Source organism: Sphingomonas sp. Root720 (assembly GCF_001428605.1).
Lineage (GTDB): Bacteria > Pseudomonadota > Alphaproteobacteria > Sphingomonadales > Sphingomonadaceae > Rhizorhabdus.
The window spans coordinates 251,619-267,955 of record NZ_LMID01000001.1; the positions used below are offsets into that span (position 1 = coordinate 251,619).

General features: G+C 66.1%; 14 protein-coding genes and 1 tRNA gene. 2 read left to right on the forward strand and 13 right to left on the reverse strand.

The genetic code is table 11. The features are described from left to right. Window positions 1-12 precede the first annotated feature (12 nt). The 5 genes from gltB to ASE22_RS01265 form a co-directional block, all read right to left on the reverse strand. Complete coding sequence (gene gltB / locus ASE22_RS01250; protein ID WP_056353871.1) at window positions 13-4,542, reverse strand: glutamate synthase large subunit; 4,530 nt, start codon at window positions 4,540-4,542, stop codon at window positions 13-15. A 9-nt stretch (window positions 4,543-4,551) separates the two neighbouring features. Continuing rightward, window positions 4,552-4,701 (reverse strand): hypothetical protein, encoded by a 150-nt coding sequence (locus ASE22_RS26565; protein ID WP_156397444.1) that lies wholly within the window; start codon window positions 4,699-4,701, stop codon window positions 4,552-4,554. After that, window positions 4,698-6,149 carry an NAD(P)-dependent oxidoreductase gene (locus ASE22_RS01255; protein WP_056353875.1) on the reverse strand — a complete coding sequence of 484 codons (1,452 nt, stop codon included), beginning with the start codon at window positions 6,147-6,149 and terminating at the stop codon, window positions 4,698-4,700. The genes ASE22_RS26565 and ASE22_RS01255 overlap by 4 nt, the downstream gene beginning before the upstream one ends. A 161-nt stretch (window positions 6,150-6,310) precedes the next feature. Next, window positions 6,311-7,111 carry an undecaprenyl-diphosphate phosphatase gene (locus ASE22_RS01260; RefSeq protein ID WP_056353878.1) on the reverse strand — a complete coding sequence of 267 codons (801 nt, stop codon included), beginning with the start codon at window positions 7,109-7,111 and terminating at the stop codon, window positions 6,311-6,313. A 9-nt stretch (window positions 7,112-7,120) separates the two neighbouring features. Beyond that, window positions 7,121-8,059, reverse strand: coding sequence for a complex I NDUFA9 subunit family protein (locus tag ASE22_RS01265; protein WP_056353881.1), 939 nt, complete (start codon window positions 8,057-8,059; stop codon window positions 7,121-7,123). A 103-nt stretch (window positions 8,060-8,162) separates the two neighbouring features. Between ASE22_RS01265 and ASE22_RS01270 the strand changes: the two genes are divergently transcribed. Beyond that, a tRNA-Leu gene (locus ASE22_RS01270) sits at window positions 8,163-8,249 on the forward strand. A 112-nt stretch (window positions 8,250-8,361) separates the two neighbouring features. Then, window positions 8,362-8,640: a response regulator transcription factor gene (locus ASE22_RS25955; RefSeq protein ID WP_056601339.1), complete on the forward strand. Its 279-nt coding sequence runs from the start codon at window positions 8,362-8,364 to the stop codon at window positions 8,638-8,640. A 386-nt stretch (window positions 8,641-9,026) separates the two neighbouring features. On the opposite strand, the gene ASE22_RS01275 is transcribed toward ASE22_RS25955, so the two are convergent. Genes ASE22_RS01275 through hisC form a run of 8 tightly spaced genes read right to left on the reverse strand, consistent with a single transcriptional unit; the run spans window position 9,027 to window position 16,329 of the window. After that, the gene (locus tag ASE22_RS01275; protein ID WP_082545752.1) at window positions 9,027-9,557 is read right to left on the reverse strand and encodes an aromatic-ring-hydroxylating dioxygenase subunit beta; all 531 of its coding nucleotides are present in this window, start codon (window positions 9,555-9,557) and stop codon (window positions 9,027-9,029) included. Further along, window positions 9,524-10,837, reverse strand: a complete 1,314-nt coding sequence (locus tag ASE22_RS01280) for an aromatic ring-hydroxylating oxygenase subunit alpha (protein ID WP_056356177.1) — start codon at window positions 10,835-10,837, stop codon at window positions 9,524-9,526. Before ASE22_RS01280 ends, ASE22_RS01275 begins: the two co-directional genes overlap by 34 nt. 9 nt (window positions 10,838-10,846) lie before the next feature. Continuing rightward, window positions 10,847-11,572, reverse strand: a complete 726-nt coding sequence (locus ASE22_RS01285; RefSeq protein ID WP_056353888.1) for an SDR family NAD(P)-dependent oxidoreductase — start codon at window positions 11,570-11,572, stop codon at window positions 10,847-10,849. Further along, window positions 11,569-11,955 carry a Zn-ribbon domain-containing OB-fold protein gene (locus ASE22_RS01290; RefSeq protein ID WP_056353891.1) on the reverse strand — a complete coding sequence of 129 codons (387 nt, stop codon included), beginning with the start codon at window positions 11,953-11,955 and terminating at the stop codon, window positions 11,569-11,571. Before ASE22_RS01290 ends, ASE22_RS01285 begins: the two co-directional genes overlap by 4 nt. Further along, entirely contained in the window at window positions 11,952-13,127 is a 1,176-nt protein-coding gene (locus ASE22_RS01295) for a thiolase family protein (protein WP_056356179.1), read from the reverse strand. Before ASE22_RS01295 ends, ASE22_RS01290 begins: the two co-directional genes overlap by 4 nt. Continuing rightward, entirely contained in the window at window positions 13,114-14,781 is a 1,668-nt protein-coding gene (locus tag ASE22_RS01300) for an AMP-binding protein (RefSeq protein ID WP_082545753.1), read from the reverse strand. Before ASE22_RS01300 ends, ASE22_RS01295 begins: the two co-directional genes overlap by 14 nt. Beyond that, entirely contained in the window at window positions 14,774-15,202 is a 429-nt protein-coding gene (locus ASE22_RS01305; protein WP_056353894.1) for a PaaI family thioesterase, read from the reverse strand. Before ASE22_RS01305 ends, ASE22_RS01300 begins: the two co-directional genes overlap by 8 nt. Then, window positions 15,199-16,329, reverse strand: a complete 1,131-nt coding sequence (gene hisC, locus ASE22_RS01310; RefSeq protein WP_056353896.1) for a histidinol-phosphate transaminase — start codon at window positions 16,327-16,329, stop codon at window positions 15,199-15,201. Before hisC ends, ASE22_RS01305 begins: the two co-directional genes overlap by 4 nt. Window positions 16,330-16,337: the final 8 nt, after the last annotated feature.

The following is a 16,337-nucleotide window of genomic DNA, read 5'->3' on the forward strand; positions in this document are numbered from 1 at the left end:
TCGCGCGCGCGCCTATTCGGCGGCGACGATCTCGCTCTCGGTATCGCTCAGTGGATATTCGAGGCGGTTGATCATCTCCTTCGGACAGACCTGCCAGATCCGGTTCCTCCAGCGATCCCAATCGTCGAGGACGCTGTGCGCCCACTTGCTGTCGGTTCGCTCCGCATGCTCGGCGATAAGAGCCTTGCAGCGCATCTCCCAGCGAACCGAGGCGAGCCGCTGCCAGACGATGCTGTCGGGATTGGCGTTGCGCTCGAAATCGCCATGCTCGTCCAGCACGAAGGCCATGCCGCCGGTCATGCCGGCGCCGAAGTTGCTGCCGACCCGGCCGAGGATGACCGCGATGCCGCCGGTCATATATTCGCAGCCATTGGCGCCGCAGCCCTCGACGACCACGGTCGCGCCCGAGTTGCGGACCGCGAAGCGCTCGCCCGCCTGCCCCGCCGCGAACAGCTTGCCCGCGGTCGCGCCATAGAGGACGGTGTTGCCGATGATGGTGTTCGACTTGGTCTCCAGCGGCGACGAGACCATCGGGCGCACCGCGATGATCGCTCCCGACAGGCCCTTGCCGACATAGTCGTTCGCGTCGCCGAACACTTCCAGCGTGATGCCCTTGACCGCGAAGGCGCCGAGCGACTGGCCGGCCGATCCACGCAGGCGGATATGGACATGGCCGTCGGCGAGCGAGGACATGCCGTACCGCCGGGTGATTTCCGCCGAGAAGCGCGTGCCGACCGCGCGGTGCGTGTTCCGCACCGTGTAGGTGAGCTGCATCTTCTCACGCCGTTCGAATACCGCCTTGGCATCCTGGATCATCTGCGCATCGAGGCTGTCGGGCACCTCGTTGCGGAAGGTCGGGATGTTGAAGCGGCGCTTCTCCTCGGGTGCGTCGACCTTGGCGAGAACGGGGTTGAGGTCGAGGTCGTCGAGATGCTCGGCGCCGCGGCTGACCTGGCGGAGCAGCTCGGTGCGGCCGATGATCTCGTCGAGCGAGCGGACGCCGAGCTTCGCGAGGATCTCGCGGACCTCCTCGGCGATGAAGGTCATCAGGTTGATGACCTTCTCGGGCGTGCCGACGAACTTCTTCCTGAGCGCTTCGTCCTGGGTGCAGACGCCCACCGGACAGGTGTTCGAATGGCACTGACGCACCATGATGCAGCCCATTGCGACCAGCGACAGCGTGCCGATCCCGAACTCTTCGGCGCCCAGGATCGCGGCGATGACGATGTCGCGCCCGGTCTTGAGGCCGCCGTCGGTGCGCAGCTTCACCCGATGCCGCAGCCCGTTGAGCGTCAGCACCTGGTTGGTCTCGCTGAGGCCCATCTCCCACGGCGTGCCCGCATATTTGACCGAGGTCTGCGGACTGGCGCCGGTGCCGCCGACATGGCCCGCGACCAGGATCACGTCCGCATGCGCCTTGGCGACGCCCGCCGCGACCGTGCCGATGCCGGCCGAGCTGACCAGCTTCACGCACACCCGCGCGCTCGGGTTGATCTGCTTGAGGTCGTAGATGAGCTGCGCCAGATCCTCGATCGAATAGATGTCGTGGTGCGGCGGCGGCGAGATGAGGGTCACGCCCGGCGTCGAATGGCGCAGGCGCGCGATCATCTCGGTCACCTTGAAGCCGGGAAGCTGGCCGCCCTCGCCGGGCTTGGCGCCCTGCGCGACCTTGATCTCCAGTTCCTCGGCGGCACCGAGATATTCGGCGGTGACACCGAAGCGGCCCGAGGCGACCTGCTTGATCACCGAGTTGGCGTTGTCGCCATTGGCATAGGGTGTGTAGCGGTTCTTGTCCTCGCCGCCCTCGCCCGACACCGCCTTGGCGCCGATCCGGTTCATCGCGATCGCCAGCGTCTCGTGCGCCTCGGGGCTGAGCGCGCCGAGCGACATCCCCGGGGTCACGAAGCGCTTGCGGATCTCCGTGATCGGCTCGACCGAGTCGATCGCGATCCCCTCCCGCGCCCAGTTGAACTCGAGCAGGTCGCGCAGATAGACCGGCGGCAGGTCGCGCACCCCGCGCGAGAACTGCAGGTAGGTCGAATAGCTGTCGGTCGCGACCGAGGTCTGCAGCAGATGCATCAGCTGCGCCGAATAGGCGTGCGCCTCCCCGCCAGCCCGCTGCTTGTAGAAACCACCGACGGGCAGCGACACGACCACGTCGTCGAACGCCGCCTCGTGCCGCTCGATCAGGCCAAACTGGAGCGAGTTGAAGCCCTCGCCCGAGATCTTCGCGGGCATGCCGGGGAAGAAGTCGTTGACCAGCGCGCGGCTGAGGCCGACCGCCTCGAAATTATAGCCGCCGCGATAGCTGGAGATCACCGCGATCCCCATCTTCGACATGATCTTGAGCAGGCCGTCGTCGATCGCCTTGCGGTGCCGCTTCAGGCAGTCGTCGAGCGAACGATCGCCGAACAGGCCGCGCGCATGGCGATCGGCGATCGCGGCTTCGGCCAGATAGGCGTTCACCGTGGTCGCGCCGACGCCGATCAGCACCGCATAATAATGCGTGTCGAGGCATTCCGACGACCGGACGTTGACCGACGCATAGGAGCGCAGGCCCTTGCGGACGAGATGGGTGTGGACTGCCGCGGCGGCGAGCACCATCGCGATCGCGGCGCGGTCGGGTCCGATATGCTCGTCGGTCAGGAACAGCTCGGCCTTGCCCTCGCGCACCGCCGTCTCGGCCTCCGCGCGGACGCGGGCGATCGCCTGGCGCAGCGCGTCGGGCCCACCATGGACGTCGAAGGTGCAATCGATCTCGGCCGTCTGGGCGCCGAAATGCTCCTTCAGCATCTGCCAGTCGCGGCAGTGGAGCACCGGGCTCTCGAGCACCAGCACATCGGCCTGCTGCCCCTCGTTGTCGAGGATGTTGGCGAGGTTGCCGAAGCGGGTCTTCAGGCTCATCACCTGGGTCTCGCGCAAGCTGTCGATCGGCGGATTGGTGACCTGGCTGAAATTCTGCCGGAAGAAATGGCTGATCAACCGGGCGTTGTCGGAGATGACGGCGAGCGGCGTGTCGTCGCCCATCGAGCCGATCGCTTCCTTGGCATCCTCGACCTGCGGGCTGAGGATCAACTCCATGTCCTCGAGCGTCTGCCCCGCCGCGACCTGGCGGCGCAGCAGCTCGGCACGCGGCCAGCGCGGGATCATGTCCTCCGTCGGGCGCGGCAGATCGGCCGGTGTCCGGAAGTTCCTCACCCATTCGCCATAGGGCTTCTCACCGGCGATCTTGTCCTTGATCTCGGCATCGCCGTAGATCCGGCCTTCATCGAGGTCGATCGCGATCATCTGGCCGGGCCCCATGCGGCCCTTGGCGACGATGGTGCTTTCGGGAACCACGACCATTCCGGTCTCGGACCCGACGATCAGCAGGTTGTCGGCGGTACGGGTGGTGCGCAGCGGGCGCAGCGCGTTGCGGTCGACGCCCGCCACGGCCCAGCGGCCGTCGGTCATCGCCAGCGCCGCCGGCCCGTCCCACGGCTCCATCACCGAACCGAAATAGCTGTACATCGCCCGGCGCGCGTCGGGCATGTCGGGGCTGTGCTGCCAGGCCTCGGGCACCAGCATCAGCTTCGCCGTCGGCGCGTCGCGGCCCGAACGGCAGATCGTCTCGAACACGGCATCGAGCGCGGCGGTATCCGAGGCGCCCGCCGGGATCAGCGGCTTGATCTCGTCCGAATGCTCGCCGAAGGCGAGGCTGGCCATCTTGATCTCGTGGCTCTTCATCCAGTTCTTGTTGCCGCGGATCGTATTGATCTCGCCGTTGTGGGCGAGCGTGCGGAACGGCTGGGCCAGCCACCATTGCGGGAAGGTGTTGGTCGAATAGCGCTGATGGAAGATCGCGACGCGACTGACGAAGCGCTCGTCCTTCAGGTCGGGATAGAAGACCGAGAGCTCCTCCGCCAGGAACAGCCCCTTGTAGACGATCGAGCGCGCCGACAGCGAGCAGATATAGAAGCCCTGGATCTGCGCCTCGATCACCTTGCGCTCGATGCGGCGGCGGATCAGATAGAGGTTCTTCTCGAACTCGTCGACGCTCATCTCGTCGGGCATCGGCCCGGCGATCATGATCTGCTCGATCTCGGGACGGGTCTGGAGCGCCTTCTCGCCGATCACCGACACGTCGACCGGCACCTGACGCCAGCCATAGATGGTGTAGCCGAAATCGATGATCTCGCTTTCGACGATGGTGCGGCAATTCTCCTGCGCGCCGAGGTCGGTGCGCGGCAGGAAAACCATGCCGACCGCGAGCCGGTTCGGCCGGGGCTTGTGTCCGGCATGTTCGATCGCATCGTCGAAGAAGCGGATCGGCAGGTCGACATGGATGCCGGCGCCGTCGCCGGTCTTGCCGTCGGCATCGACCGCGCCGCGGTGCCACACGGCCTTCAGCGCGTCGATCGCGGCCGAGACGACGCGGCGCGACGGCTTGCCGTCGGTCGCGGCGACCATGCCGACGCCGCAGGCATCGCCCTCATAGTCGGGCCGGTACATGCCTTCGCGAGCGAGGCGTTCATGTTCGGGAGTCAGATGCTCGTAGGACATTGCCGGATCCTAGCTGACGGCGGACGAACGCAGCTTCGCCCTGTCGTCGGATTGGTCATGCAGCCGATCGACGGCGATCTGCTGCATCTTCTGCTGGCGCGCTCCCAGCGCGGAAACCCGCTCGCGTTCGGCGGCCGCAACGGCGAGCAGGCGTCTCATGCCGCCACCTTCTCGGCGCTGGCGGTTTTCGCCTTCGCCTTCAGGAAGGCGTGCATCCGCTCCGCCACGTCGCGGCCGTCGCGGATCGCCCAGACCACCAGGCTGGCGCCGCGGACGATGTCGCCCGCCGCGAACACGCCGTCGACCGAGGTCTGCATCGTCCTGTGGTCGACTCGCAGCGTACCCCAGCGGGTGACCGACAATTCGGGCGTGCCGAACAGGACGGGCAGTTCCTCGGGATCGAAGCCAAGCGCCTTGATGACGAGATCGGCCTCGACGCGGAATTCGCTACCCGGATCGGGTTCGGGCGTGCGGCGGCCGGAGACGTCGGGCTCGCCGAGCCGCATCCTGATCGCGCGGACGCCGCCGACGGTCTCGCCGCCGTCGAAAGCCTCGGGCGCCGACAACCAGACGAACTCGACGCCCTCCTCCTCGGCATTCTTGGTCTCGCGCTGCGAGCCGGGCATGTTCGCCCGGTCGCGGCGGTAAAGACACTTCACCGAAGCCGCTCCCTGGCGGACGGCGGTGCGGACACAGTCCATCGCCGTATCGCCGCCGCCGATGACCACGACGGACTTGCCCGCCGCGTTCAACAGTCCGTCGTCGAAGGCGGGTACCGCGTCGCCGAATCCCTTGCGGTTCGACGCGGTCAGATAGTCGAGCGCCTCGACGATACCGGGCGTGCCGACCCCGGGCGCCTTGATCGCGCGCGGTTTGTAGACGCCGGTCGCGATCAGGACCGCGTCATGCTTCTCGCGCAGGTCGGCGAGCGAGGCATCGCGACCGACCTCGAAACCCTGGTGGAAGACGATGCCCGCGTCGATCAGCCGCTGGACGCGCCGCATGACGACGGGCTTCTCAAGCTTGAAGCCAGGGATGCCGTAGGTCAGCAGCCCGCCCGCGCGATCGTGCCGGTCATAGACATGGACGTCATAGCCGCGCGCGCGCATCAGCTCGGCGACGGTCAAGCCCGCCGGGCCCGCACCGATCACTCCGACCGACTGGCCCCTCGCCGGGCCGACCTGCACCGGCTCTACCCAGCCGCGCTCCCAGGCGGTGTCGGTGATGTACTTCTCGATCGATCCGATCGTCACCGCGCCGTGGCCCGAGAACTCGATCACGCAATTGCCCTCGCACAGGCGGTCCTGCGGGCAGATGCGGCCGCAGATCTCTGGCATGGTAGAGGTCGCGTTCGACAGTTCATAGGCTTCGCGCAGCCGGCCCTCGGTGGTCAGCCGCAACCAATCCGGGATATGGTTGTGCAGCGGGCAATGCGTCGAGCAATAGGGCACGCCGCATTGCGAGCAGCGCGATGCCTGCTCGCCGGCCTTTTCATCCGCATAGAGCGGCGAAATCTCGCCGAAATCGGCGATCCGCGCGTCGGCCGCGCGCTTGGGCGGAAACGCCTGCCCCACGCCCACGAATTTCAACATCGGCTCTTCAGCCATGGCAAATGCCCTCCACGTTCGAAGGCGCATTCCCATAATCACAGCGACAAGTCACGCGCATTTCGCACAGTATGGTAGTATTGCTTACCTATTTTCTGTGGAAATCACCGTGGCATATGAACGGCCAGACATATCGGGTGTGACATAGGACCGATTTGAGACTATCTAAAAACCAGCCATGTCAAGGCGATGGAGCCGGCAATGATGCGATACCAAGCGAAAGGTGCGAATCCGTGGCGCGTGACGACGTTCAGAAACCAGCGGATCACCGCCATTGCGACGACGAAGGACACCAGGAAACCGATCGCGATCGCGGTGGCCTGGGAATTGCCCAATTCATGTCGCGCCTTCCACAGGGCGAGCGTCGTCGCGCCGAGCATCGTCGGGATGGCGAGGAAGAAACTATATTCGGCCGCGGTGCGCCGCTCGACCCCCAGCGTCAGCGCCCCCATGATCGTCGCCCCCGACCGGCTGACGCCGGGGATCATCGACAGGCACTGAATGAAGCCGATGCCGAGCGTCGTCCTGACGCTCATGCCCTCCACGCTGTCGCAAGTCGGATGGCGCACCAGCCGCTCGATCACGAGGATCGCGATGCCCCCCACGATCAGCGCCACGGCGACGATGATCGGCGTGGTGAGCATCGCCTTGATCGCGCCATAGGCGACCGCGCCGATCACCGCCGAGGGCAGGAAGCCGACCAGCACGTTGCGGGTGAAGCGGATCGCCGTCGGATCGCGCCGGGCCAGGCCGCCCAGCACCGCGGCGAAGCGCCCCCGGTAGAGCACGACCACGGCGAGGATCGCGCCGAGCTGAATGACGATGTCGAAGGTCTCGGTGCCTTGCGGCACCTGCATGACCTCTCCGGCGAGGATCAGGTGCCCGGTCGACGAGACGGGCAGGAACTCGGTTAACCCCTCGACGATGCCGAGGAGGACGATGGACAGCAGCGATAATTCCATGGTGGCGCGTCAGGCCGCGGTCTTGACGGGCAAGGCGAAACGCCCGTGCGGCCGGTAGCGGACGAGCCAGGCCGACGCGACCGCCTCCATCGGTGTCGGTTCGATGCCGAACGCCTCGAATCCCTTGGCGCCCGGTGCAACGACGTTGTCGGCTTGCAACATTCGCCATTGGTCGCGCGTGATCGGTGCGCCGGGAAGCGCGCCGGCGATCGATGCGAGAATGCCGCCGAGGCTGTCGGGCACCGGCACGAAAGTCGGATTGTGTCCGGTCGCTCTCGCGAGCCAGGCGTTGAGCTCGGCCATCGACACCACCTCGGGACCGCCCAGCTCATAGATGTTGCCCGCATGCGCGCCGGGATCGAGCGCGGCCGCCGCGATCGTCTTGGCGACGTCGGCGACCCACACAGGCTGGAACTTCACCGCGCCGCGCAGCACCGGCACGAACGGCGCTGCCTGCATTGCCGCGAAGCGGTTGAGGAAAGCGTCCTCCTGACCGAAGACGATCGAGGGGCGGATGATGGTGGCCGCCGGAAACGCCGCGCGCGCGGCGGCCTCCCCTTCTCCCTTGCTGCGGCCGTATGCCGACGTCGATTCGGGATCGGCGCCGATCGCCGAGACATGGACAAGCGCGCGGGCGCCCGCAGCGCTGGCCGCCGCGGCGACATTGGCGGCACCCTTGCGGTGGATCGAATCGAAATCGCCCTTGAGGATTCCGACCAGGTTCACCACGGAATCGGCACCTTCGACCGCATGGGCGACGGTGGTGGGCTTCGTGACGGAGGCCGGGACGAACTGGGTCTGGCCCAGCCCGCCCAGCGGCTTCAGAAACCATGCGTCGGACGGGTCGCGCTCCGCGATGCGAACGCGGGCGCCCGCCTTGAGCAATTCCTGCGCGACATAGCGGCCCAAAAATCCACCACCGCCGAACAGCGTGACAAGACGGCTCATCCTGAGAATCCCTTGATGTTCAGATGAAGTCGCATTGCCCTGCACAGAAGCTGTTGACAAGGTGCGAGTAGCACCGCTATCCGCCCGGCCTCCGCTCCGGATTGCCCAGGTGGTGGAATTGGTAGACGCGCTGGCTTCAGGTGCCAGTGGCCGCAAGGCCGTGGAGGTTCGAGTCCTCTCCTGGGCACCAAGTGGTTTCCGACGACGTTCGGGAACGGCCGGTAAGCAACTGGTTTCAAAGCGGAAATTCCAAGATTCTCGTCAGCCGCAATCCGGGCTGAACCGTCTACAGCCGCCTCGATTTGGCAAGCCGTCCCTGGCGGTCGACAACACTCACCTACATCCGCACCCGGGAAGGCTTTGCCGAGGCTGTCGCGCGCGACTGCAGCCGCACCGCGGAGGCGCTGCGCCGCCTGCTTGCCGAATGGCAGGACAGATCGACGGCAACCTGCTGTCGGCCAGGGGAGTGGCAAGTGCTTCGAGCGGTGGCGCAGGGGCTGTCCAACAAAGAGATCAGCCGCGAGCTCGACATCAGCGTCGACACGGTAAAGCTTCACCTCAGCATTGTTGCCGGAAACTGAACTCTAGCAGCCGGGCCGAAGCGGTCGAGCGCGCCATCGCCGCCCGCCTGATCTAGTATGGCACACGGAGTCCACCTCCGGAAGTGGAGGTAGAAAATGCCCGTATTTCCAATACCTTATCGATCGTTTATTTGGTCAAGTTCCCAGGTCCGTTCACGTTCCTATGAAACACCCAACATTTTTCTGCAGGTACATGGTCATCCTCGACCCATAACCCGACGCCGCAGCCATCGCCACGCTGAGGAATGCTTGGGCAATTGCGCGTTAAAAGTGCATCACAACGGCAGGCGGCGCTTTATATGACAAATAATAGGACGGCGACTATCATTAAATCTCTAGAAAATCTCAAAAAATTAAACCTCCACAATCATGTTATCGGGCTATCGTTACAAGATGGTCAGAATATCTGGCAGAGGACCATCGGCATCGAGCAGCATGATCCTCTTCGATGAAATGCGTAAGTTGCCAGCACTGGCGACCAGTTCATGAACGTAGTGGCCCGCGAACCTGTGGGTCTGGTCGCCATGAAATTGACTGACGAGGAAATTCGAGCGGACCGTCCAGCATGATGGCTGGTGGAACTCTATTCGAATATTGGACAGCATTCGCGAGCTGCGGGGCACGGGTTGCAGCGAATAGGAGTATTTGCTGCTGAACCGCTCGACCCTGACCCGACGCAGCAGATCGTCTTCGAACGCATGGGACGGTGCGAGATACGGATCGGTCTGGCCCGGATTGGACGGGATCCAATAGGTGCCGTCAGCAGTGAACAAATCCAGCCACTCGTCATATCGGCCGCTGTCCAGCAATTCGGCCTCCCAATAGAGGAAGTCCTCGGCCTGCGCGCGATCAAGCCCGTGTGCCGTCTCCACAGCCTCGCCGATCATGCCGCCTCCCCCGTCATCAGCCGTTGCCATTCCTGATATTGGTTACGGAACACCATGTCGCTCGATCCCGTCGCCGATCGGCCACCGTCACCGTCCAGCTCCTCGTCTCCGAGATGGCGGTGCATGCTCACCCAATCGAGCCCTTCGCTCAGCAGGCCATGCTGCAACCGCCGATAGGCTTCGTGATCATCTGGCTGAACGAGGCCGGCCGATGAATTGATCAGGTTGCTGTAAAGCACCGATCGCTTAAGCAGCTCGTCCGGCGCCCCCTTCAGGCGGAAAGTCCAGCTCTCGATCTCCGTGCAGTCGACGGCGATCGGCTTCACCACGCGGATCGTCTGGATCGCGCCCTTCAGGGTCAGGCTGGGATAGACCACCGTGTTGTGCCGATTGGTCGAGAGGATATCCCGGGTCCGAGCGTCGCCATAGCTCTGCTCCAGCGCCTCGTTGTAGCCCGGAATGTCGGAATATGCCGCGTGGATGCTGGTGCGCCCGCCCGAATAGCTATGGCCATATGGAAAGGCATGAAGGCCCATCTCCTCGAAGAAATCATAGCTGTTCGAGAAGGGCGCCAGGATCTCGATCGCCATCGGCATCCTCTCGCCCGGCTCGATATGCCGCCCGGCAGTGCGATGGCCCGCCTCAGTAGCCGATTGATGCGCGACCATCGGGTGGAGCAGGTCGTTGAGATTCTCGACGTGGAACTTCCAGTTCACCCGCATGCGATAACGCATCGGCGGCGCCACGATCTCCAGCGCACCCTCAGGCGAGCGGTCGATCATATTATCGATCGAACCGTCGACCCCGACGAGCCAGTCCTCGAGCGCCGGACCTTCGGCGGCAAGGCTGGCGAAGACGAAGCCGCGATAAACGCCGTAGCGCGCGATGGGTGGCATGTTCGCTTCCCGGCACTGCTTGCCGAACCCCGAGTGCGCATAGCCAGACTCGCGCGGGATGGTCATGATCTGCCCGTCGAGATGGTAGCACCAGCCATGATAGGCGCAGCGGAACGCCTTCACATTGCCGGCGCCGCTCGGCACCAGCAGCGCGCCCTTGTGCGCGCAGCGATTGTGGAGGACCGTGATCGCCCCGTCGCGCTGCCGCACCATCACCACCGGTTGCCGGCCGATCGTCGTCGCATAATAGTCACCCGCCGCCGGGATCTGGCTTTCATGGCCGATATAAATCCAGGTACGCTCGAAGATGCGCGACATCTCCGCCTCGAAAATCGTGGGGTCGGTGTAGATCGTCCGGTGCACGCGATCCGGTTCGATCAGCGATGCGATCGCGGGCCCTTCCACATCGGTCATGGTCATTCCTCAGATCTGGAGATAGCCGACACTCGCACCGCCACAGACGAACAGCGTCTGCCCGGTGACGAACCCGTTGAGCGGGTCGGCGAAGTAGAGAACGGCGCGCGCTATGTCGGCCGGCGTGCCGAGACGGCGGACCGGCAGGCTCTCGATCAGCTTGCGCTCGCGCTCGCTGCCGGTCGGTACGACGTCGGTGAACATCTGGGTCGGCACCGGTCCCGGCGCCACGACATTGACGGTGATGCCGACGGGGCCGAGTTCTAGCGCCCATGTCCGGGCCAGCCCGATCAACCCCGACTTTGTGGCGGTATACACCGTCCGCGTCGCGAGGCCGACGGCGGCGCGCGAGGAGATCATGACGATCCGCCCGAATCGCGACGCCTTCATCGCGGGCAGGCAGGCCTGCGCAAGCAGGATCGTCGACGCGAAATAGAGGTTCACCAGATCGTCGAGATCGTCGAGCGTGACCTCCTCCAGCAGCGCCGAGCGGGTGACGCCGGCGTTACAGATGATCGTGGTGGGGCCGCGTTCGGCCACCATCGCCACCGTCCGCCGGGTCGCCTCGACTTCCGACAGGTCGACCGCGATCGAGGTCAGCCGCTTATGCCGCAGCGGCGATTCTTCCAGCGCCAGCGAGATCACCTCATAGCCCCGATCAAGCAGATCCTGGCAGATCTGCAGCCCGATACCGGCACTGCCTCCGGTCACGACGGCGGTCGCAGTCGCGCTCATCCTTCCTCTCCTTCATTCAAGGCATCCGCCAGTCCGGTGGCCGCGATCGGTCTTCCGGCGGCGATCATCACCGGCATTCCGTCGGGGTCGGCGACCACCGACAGCAACACGGCATCCCCCGTCGCCACGGCGGGCGCGGCGTAGGCGATCAGCTTGAGACCATCCGCCAGCACCGCCGTGCCGATGCGCAGCGGCAGCAACGGCCGCAGCGACGGTTCATGGGTGATGTGCAGCGTGGTCAGCGCTATCATCGTGGCGGGGATACCGGCGACATCGAGATCGGCGAGATCGCCGCTCAGGCACCGGCTGCAAATCTCCCGCCGTGGATAGAGCGCGGTTCCGCAGGTCCGGCATCGTTGCAACAATGCATCGCCGCCGGTCATCGGCCGGCCCCCGCGACGATCGCCGCGGCGGTGCAGATGCCTCGATCGAAGTTCACCATGCCATAGCCGCTGACCAATGCACGCGCGACACCGGGGATCTGGCGGCCATGCGCCGTGCCGGTCACCTGACGCACGGCTTCGACCAGCCCCAGGAAGCCGCCGGCCGCGCCGGCCTGGCCGCAGGAGAGTTGGCCGCCCGATGTGTTGTGCGGCAAGCCGCCACCGTCCCATTGCATATTGGTTCGCCGGACGAAGGCGGGCGCCTCCCCCTCCCCGCACAAGCCCAGTTCCTCGAACTGCACGAAGGAGATGACGGGGTAATCGTCATAGGTCTGGACGAGGTCCAGCGCGTCGGGCCCGAAACCCGCCTGCTCGTAAAGCTCGTCCCGGTACAGCCGCCAGCCGCCCCGCCGGGCGATCGGGTCGGATCGGAAGGCGTTGTGCCGCTCTCCGCTGGCGCTGATCGTGGCATAGGGAACCCCCAGGCTGCGGGCCCGATCCTCGGTGGTGACGATCAGCGCCTCGCCGCCGGCACAGGGCATCACGCAGTCAAATAGGTGGAAAGGCTCGGCGATCGGTCGCGCTTGCAGATAATCGTCGACGGTGAGCGGCTTGCGCAGCAGCGCGTCGGGATTGGCGGCGGCATTATGCCGCTGCGCGACGCACAGCCGGGCGAAATCCTCCCGCGTCGCCCCGGTGCGCGCCATATAGTCGGCGGCGATCATTGCGAAGACGCCGTTGGGACCCGCCGCGCCATAACGATAAGCGGCCCCGCGCGAAAAGCGGCTGAAATCCTTTATCAGACCGGTGAAGCTGCCCGGATCGGCGGTGTCGCCGGCCAGGCAGGCGACGACCTCCACATCGCCCGCCTGCACCGCCCGCGCGGCGCGGCGGATCGCGGCGACACCGCTGGCCCCGCCAAGCGGAATCTGCTCGGCGAAGCGCACGTCCAGACCGAGATGCTCGGCGACCGAGGAGACGCTGTCAGGCGCCAAGGTGAAGCTGGAGACCGTGATCCCGTCCACCGCGTCCTTGTCGAGGCCCGACGCCTCCAGCGCCAGCGCCAGCGATCGGCCCAGGAACCACATCGCCCCATGCGGACTGTGCCGTTCATAGGGTACGGTGACAGGCGCGATCAGGGCAATGCCCTGATAGGGATCAGGCCTGCGCACGGTCGGCAATCCCCTGGCCACGCGGTCGCCGCTTGCGCGCGGTGAGATCGAAGGTACGGCCGCCCTCCTGCTCCCGCGTCATCAGCGCGCGCAGTTCGCCGCGACGGATCTTCTGCGACCCCGTCATCGGCAGTTCGGCGACGAAGGCGATATGGCCCGGCGCCTTGAAATAGGACAGGCTGTCGTTCACCAGATCGAACAATTCGATCGCCAGCGCCTCGCCGCCCACGCCATCGGGTGCCAGCACGATCGCCGCACCGACCTCCTCGCCGCGTATCTCGTCGGGCACCGGCATCACCGCGCAGGATCGCACCGCCGGGTGGCGCAGCAACACGCCCTCCACCTCAACCGCCGCGATATTCTCGCCGCTGCGACGCACGATGTTCTTGGCGCGATCGACGAAGCGCATGCTGCCGTCGGGATCGCGCACGACGATATCGCCGGTGCGAAACCAGCCATCGGTCCAGGCCGCGGTGGTCGCCGCCGGATCGCCATGATAACCCGAGAAGAAAGCGAAGTCGGGCCGCAGCCCCGCCTGCCTGACCAGCAATTCACCCGCGACGCCATCGGCCACCGGTCGGCCGTCATCGTCGATCACCAGCGCGCGGACGGTGCCCCCGGGAACGCCGAAACAGCGGGTTCCGACATGACGCGGTTCGTGGTCGGCGGCGATGATGCCGCCGGCACCGGTCTCGGTCATCGCCCAGGCTTCGATCAGCGGAAAGCCGAAGCGTTCCTCGAAGCTGAGATGATGGCGAGGATCGACTCCCGCGCCGAAGCCGAAACGGACCTGCGCGCCGATCGGATCGGCAGGATTCGGGGCCTGCTTCAGCAGCATCGCCGGCATCACGCCGAGATAATGGATGATCGTCGCGCGGGACTCGCGGACCGAGGTCCACCAGGTCGAGGGCCGGAACCGATCGAGCTGCACCACGCAGCCGCCCGACAGCAGCATCGCCATGAACGACCAGGCCAGCGCGTTCGAATGGTTCAGCGGCAGCGGCGTGATCAGCCGCTCACGCCCATCGCGTACCGCCGCGATCTCGCCCATCGCATTGTACCACCGGCCGCAGTGCAGGAAATATTCCTGGGAGAGGATGCAGCCCTTCGGCAGGCCGGTGGTACCCGATGTATAGAGAAGCGCCGCTTCGCCGGCCGCCGCATCGGCACGGACGACCGGCATGGGCGACTGGAACCCCGCCCAGTCGCGGCTCGCCTCGCCGACCTGCGGCGCATCGGGATAGGTCAGGCTGGCGCGCACGCGGTCGAGATGATCGGGCAGCACGATCGCCAACGCCGCGCCGCTATGGTGCGCGAAATAGGCGATCTCCTCGGGGGCCGCCTCGCTGTTGACCGGCACAGCACTGGCACCGAGCGCGTTGAGCGCGAGGAAATGGACGAAGAACTCGATCCGATTCTCCAGCATCAGCACGACACGGTGACGGTCACCGACCCCGGCCACCGCATAGCGTTCGACGAGCGTGTCCACCGCCTGGGCGGCCACGGCATAAGTGATCGTCAACGGCTCGTCCGAATAGGAGTCGCAGGCCGCCGAGGGGATGTGGACGAAGTCGTTGTCGGGGAAGCGCGCGACGGTCTGCCGGAACGCCGCCGAGATGCTGTCGTCGCTGGAAGCCGGCCGAAGATCAGGCATCGGCCGGGCTCCAGGCAAGCCGCACCCGGCCGATCGCGACGAGGCGGCCGGCCATGTCGGTTACATCGACATCCGCGCGGCCGACGGTGCGGCCGGCATGGCGGACCTGGCCGACCGCGATCAGATCGCTCGACGGCGTGGGCGGGCGCAGGAAATCGATCGACAGCGAGGTGGTCGGTGCATTGCGCCCGATCGTCGCGATCGCAGCGAAGGTGCCGGCGACATCGACCAGCGCGGCGATGACGCCGCCATGATGGCGCCCTGACGCCGGCTCGCGCTGGTGCAGGTCGCGGTAGCGCAGGCCGATGCGGACCCGTTGCTCTTCGACCGACACCTCGTCGAGATCGATGCCTAGCGCGGCATGGAAGGGCGAGGCCGCGATCAACCCCGCGACCAGCTCGCGCGATCCGCTCGGATTCATCGCGCGCCCGCCAGGATGACGGCCAATTCGTCGAGCAGGAACTGATTGTCTTCGGGCAGCCCCACCGAGATGCGCAGCGCGTCGGGCAGACCGTAGCCCTTGACCGGACGGACGACGATGCCGCGCAGACGCAGCGCTTCGAACAGCGCGTCGGCCCCGGGGGTTTCCGCCCCGAAATGCGCGAGGACGAAATTGCACACGCTGGGCGTCACGGCGATGCCGAGCTTCGCCAGTCCCTCGCTCAGCTGGACCAGCCCGGCCGAGTTGAGATCGCGGGAGCGGCGCACGAAATCGTCATCCTGCAGCGCCGCGATCGCGACCGCCTGGGCGACGGCATTGGCGTTGAAGGCGGGACGGACGCGGTTGATATTGTCGATCAGGCTCGCCCGCCCATAGCCCCAGCCGATCCGCAGCCCAGCGAGACCATACATCTTCGAGAAGGTGCGCGTGACGAGCACATTGTCAGACTGTTCGGCGAGGTCGAGACCGCAGCCATAGGCCGGGTCGAGTTCGGCGAACTCGGCATAGGCGGCGTCGAGAACGAGCACCACGCGACGCGGCAAACGGGCGTGGAAATCGGCGATCGCCGACGCGGGCAGGACGGTGCCGGTCGGATTGCCCGGATTGGCGAGGAAGACCAGCTTGGTGCGCGGGCCGACCGCCGCCACCATCGCGTCGAGATCGACGCTATAGTCCCGCTCGGGAACGACGATCCGCTCCGCTCCCGCCGCCAGCGCGGCGATGTGGTGGCCGATGAAGCCATATTGGCTGACGACGACCTCGTCGTCCGTATCGACGAACGCTCGCGCGGCCAGATGGAGCAGTTCCTCCGATCCGCAGGTGGTGACGACCCGTGCGGGATCGAGGCTGAACTTGGCGGCGATCGCATCGTGCAGCGCCTGCGCTCCCGCATCCGGATAGAGCTGGAGCGACCCGGCATGCGCCTGGAAAGCCGCGGCGGCGAGTGGGCTGCAGCCGAGCGGGGACTCGTTCGACGAGAGCTTCACCGACCGGCCGGTGCCGCCCGGCGGCGCCTCCCCGGGGAGGTAGGCGGGAACGCGATCGACCCCCTGTCGCGCGCGGGGCGCCTCGTCCGCGCCTGTCGCAATTACGTCCAGGATGCTCATTCGTCACT

Excerpts from the sequence above, each read along its gene's own strand:
- ASE22_RS01285 (WP_056353888.1), bottom strand. The coding sequence starts at position 11,572 with ATGAGCGCGACTGCGACCGCCGTCGTGACCGGAGGCAGTGCCGGTATC.
- ASE22_RS01275 (WP_082545752.1), bottom strand. The coding sequence starts at position 9,557 with ATGGCAACGGCTGATGACGGGGGAGGCGGCATGATCGGCGAGGCTGTG.
- ASE22_RS01290 (WP_056353891.1), bottom strand. The coding sequence starts at position 11,955 with ATGACCGGCGGCGATGCATTGTTGCAACGATGCCGGACCTGCGGAACC.
- hisC (WP_056353896.1), bottom strand. The coding sequence starts at position 16,329 with ATGAGCATCCTGGACGTAATTGCGACAGGCGCGGACGAGGCGCCCCGC.
- ASE22_RS01255 (WP_056353875.1), bottom strand. The coding sequence starts at position 6,149 with ATGGCTGAAGAGCCGATGTTGAAATTCGTGGGCGTGGGGCAGGCGTTT.
- gltB (WP_056353871.1), bottom strand. The coding sequence starts at position 4,542 with ATGTCCTACGAGCATCTGACTCCCGAACATGAACGCCTCGCTCGCGAA.
- ASE22_RS01300 (WP_082545753.1), bottom strand. The coding sequence starts at position 14,781 with ATGCCTGATCTTCGGCCGGCTTCCAGCGACGACAGCATCTCGGCGGCG.
- ASE22_RS01265 (WP_056353881.1), bottom strand. The coding sequence starts at position 8,059 with ATGAGCCGTCTTGTCACGCTGTTCGGCGGTGGTGGATTTTTGGGCCGC.
- ASE22_RS01280 (WP_056356177.1), bottom strand. The coding sequence starts at position 10,837 with ATGACCGATGTGGAAGGGCCCGCGATCGCATCGCTGATCGAACCGGAT.
- ASE22_RS01260 (WP_056353878.1), bottom strand. The coding sequence starts at position 7,111 with ATGGAATTATCGCTGCTGTCCATCGTCCTCCTCGGCATCGTCGAGGGG.
- ASE22_RS01305 (WP_056353894.1), bottom strand. The coding sequence starts at position 15,202 with ATGAATCCGAGCGGATCGCGCGAGCTGGTCGCGGGGTTGATCGCGGCC.
- ASE22_RS26565 (WP_156397444.1), bottom strand. The coding sequence starts at position 4,701 with ATGAGACGCCTGCTCGCCGTTGCGGCCGCCGAACGCGAGCGGGTTTCC.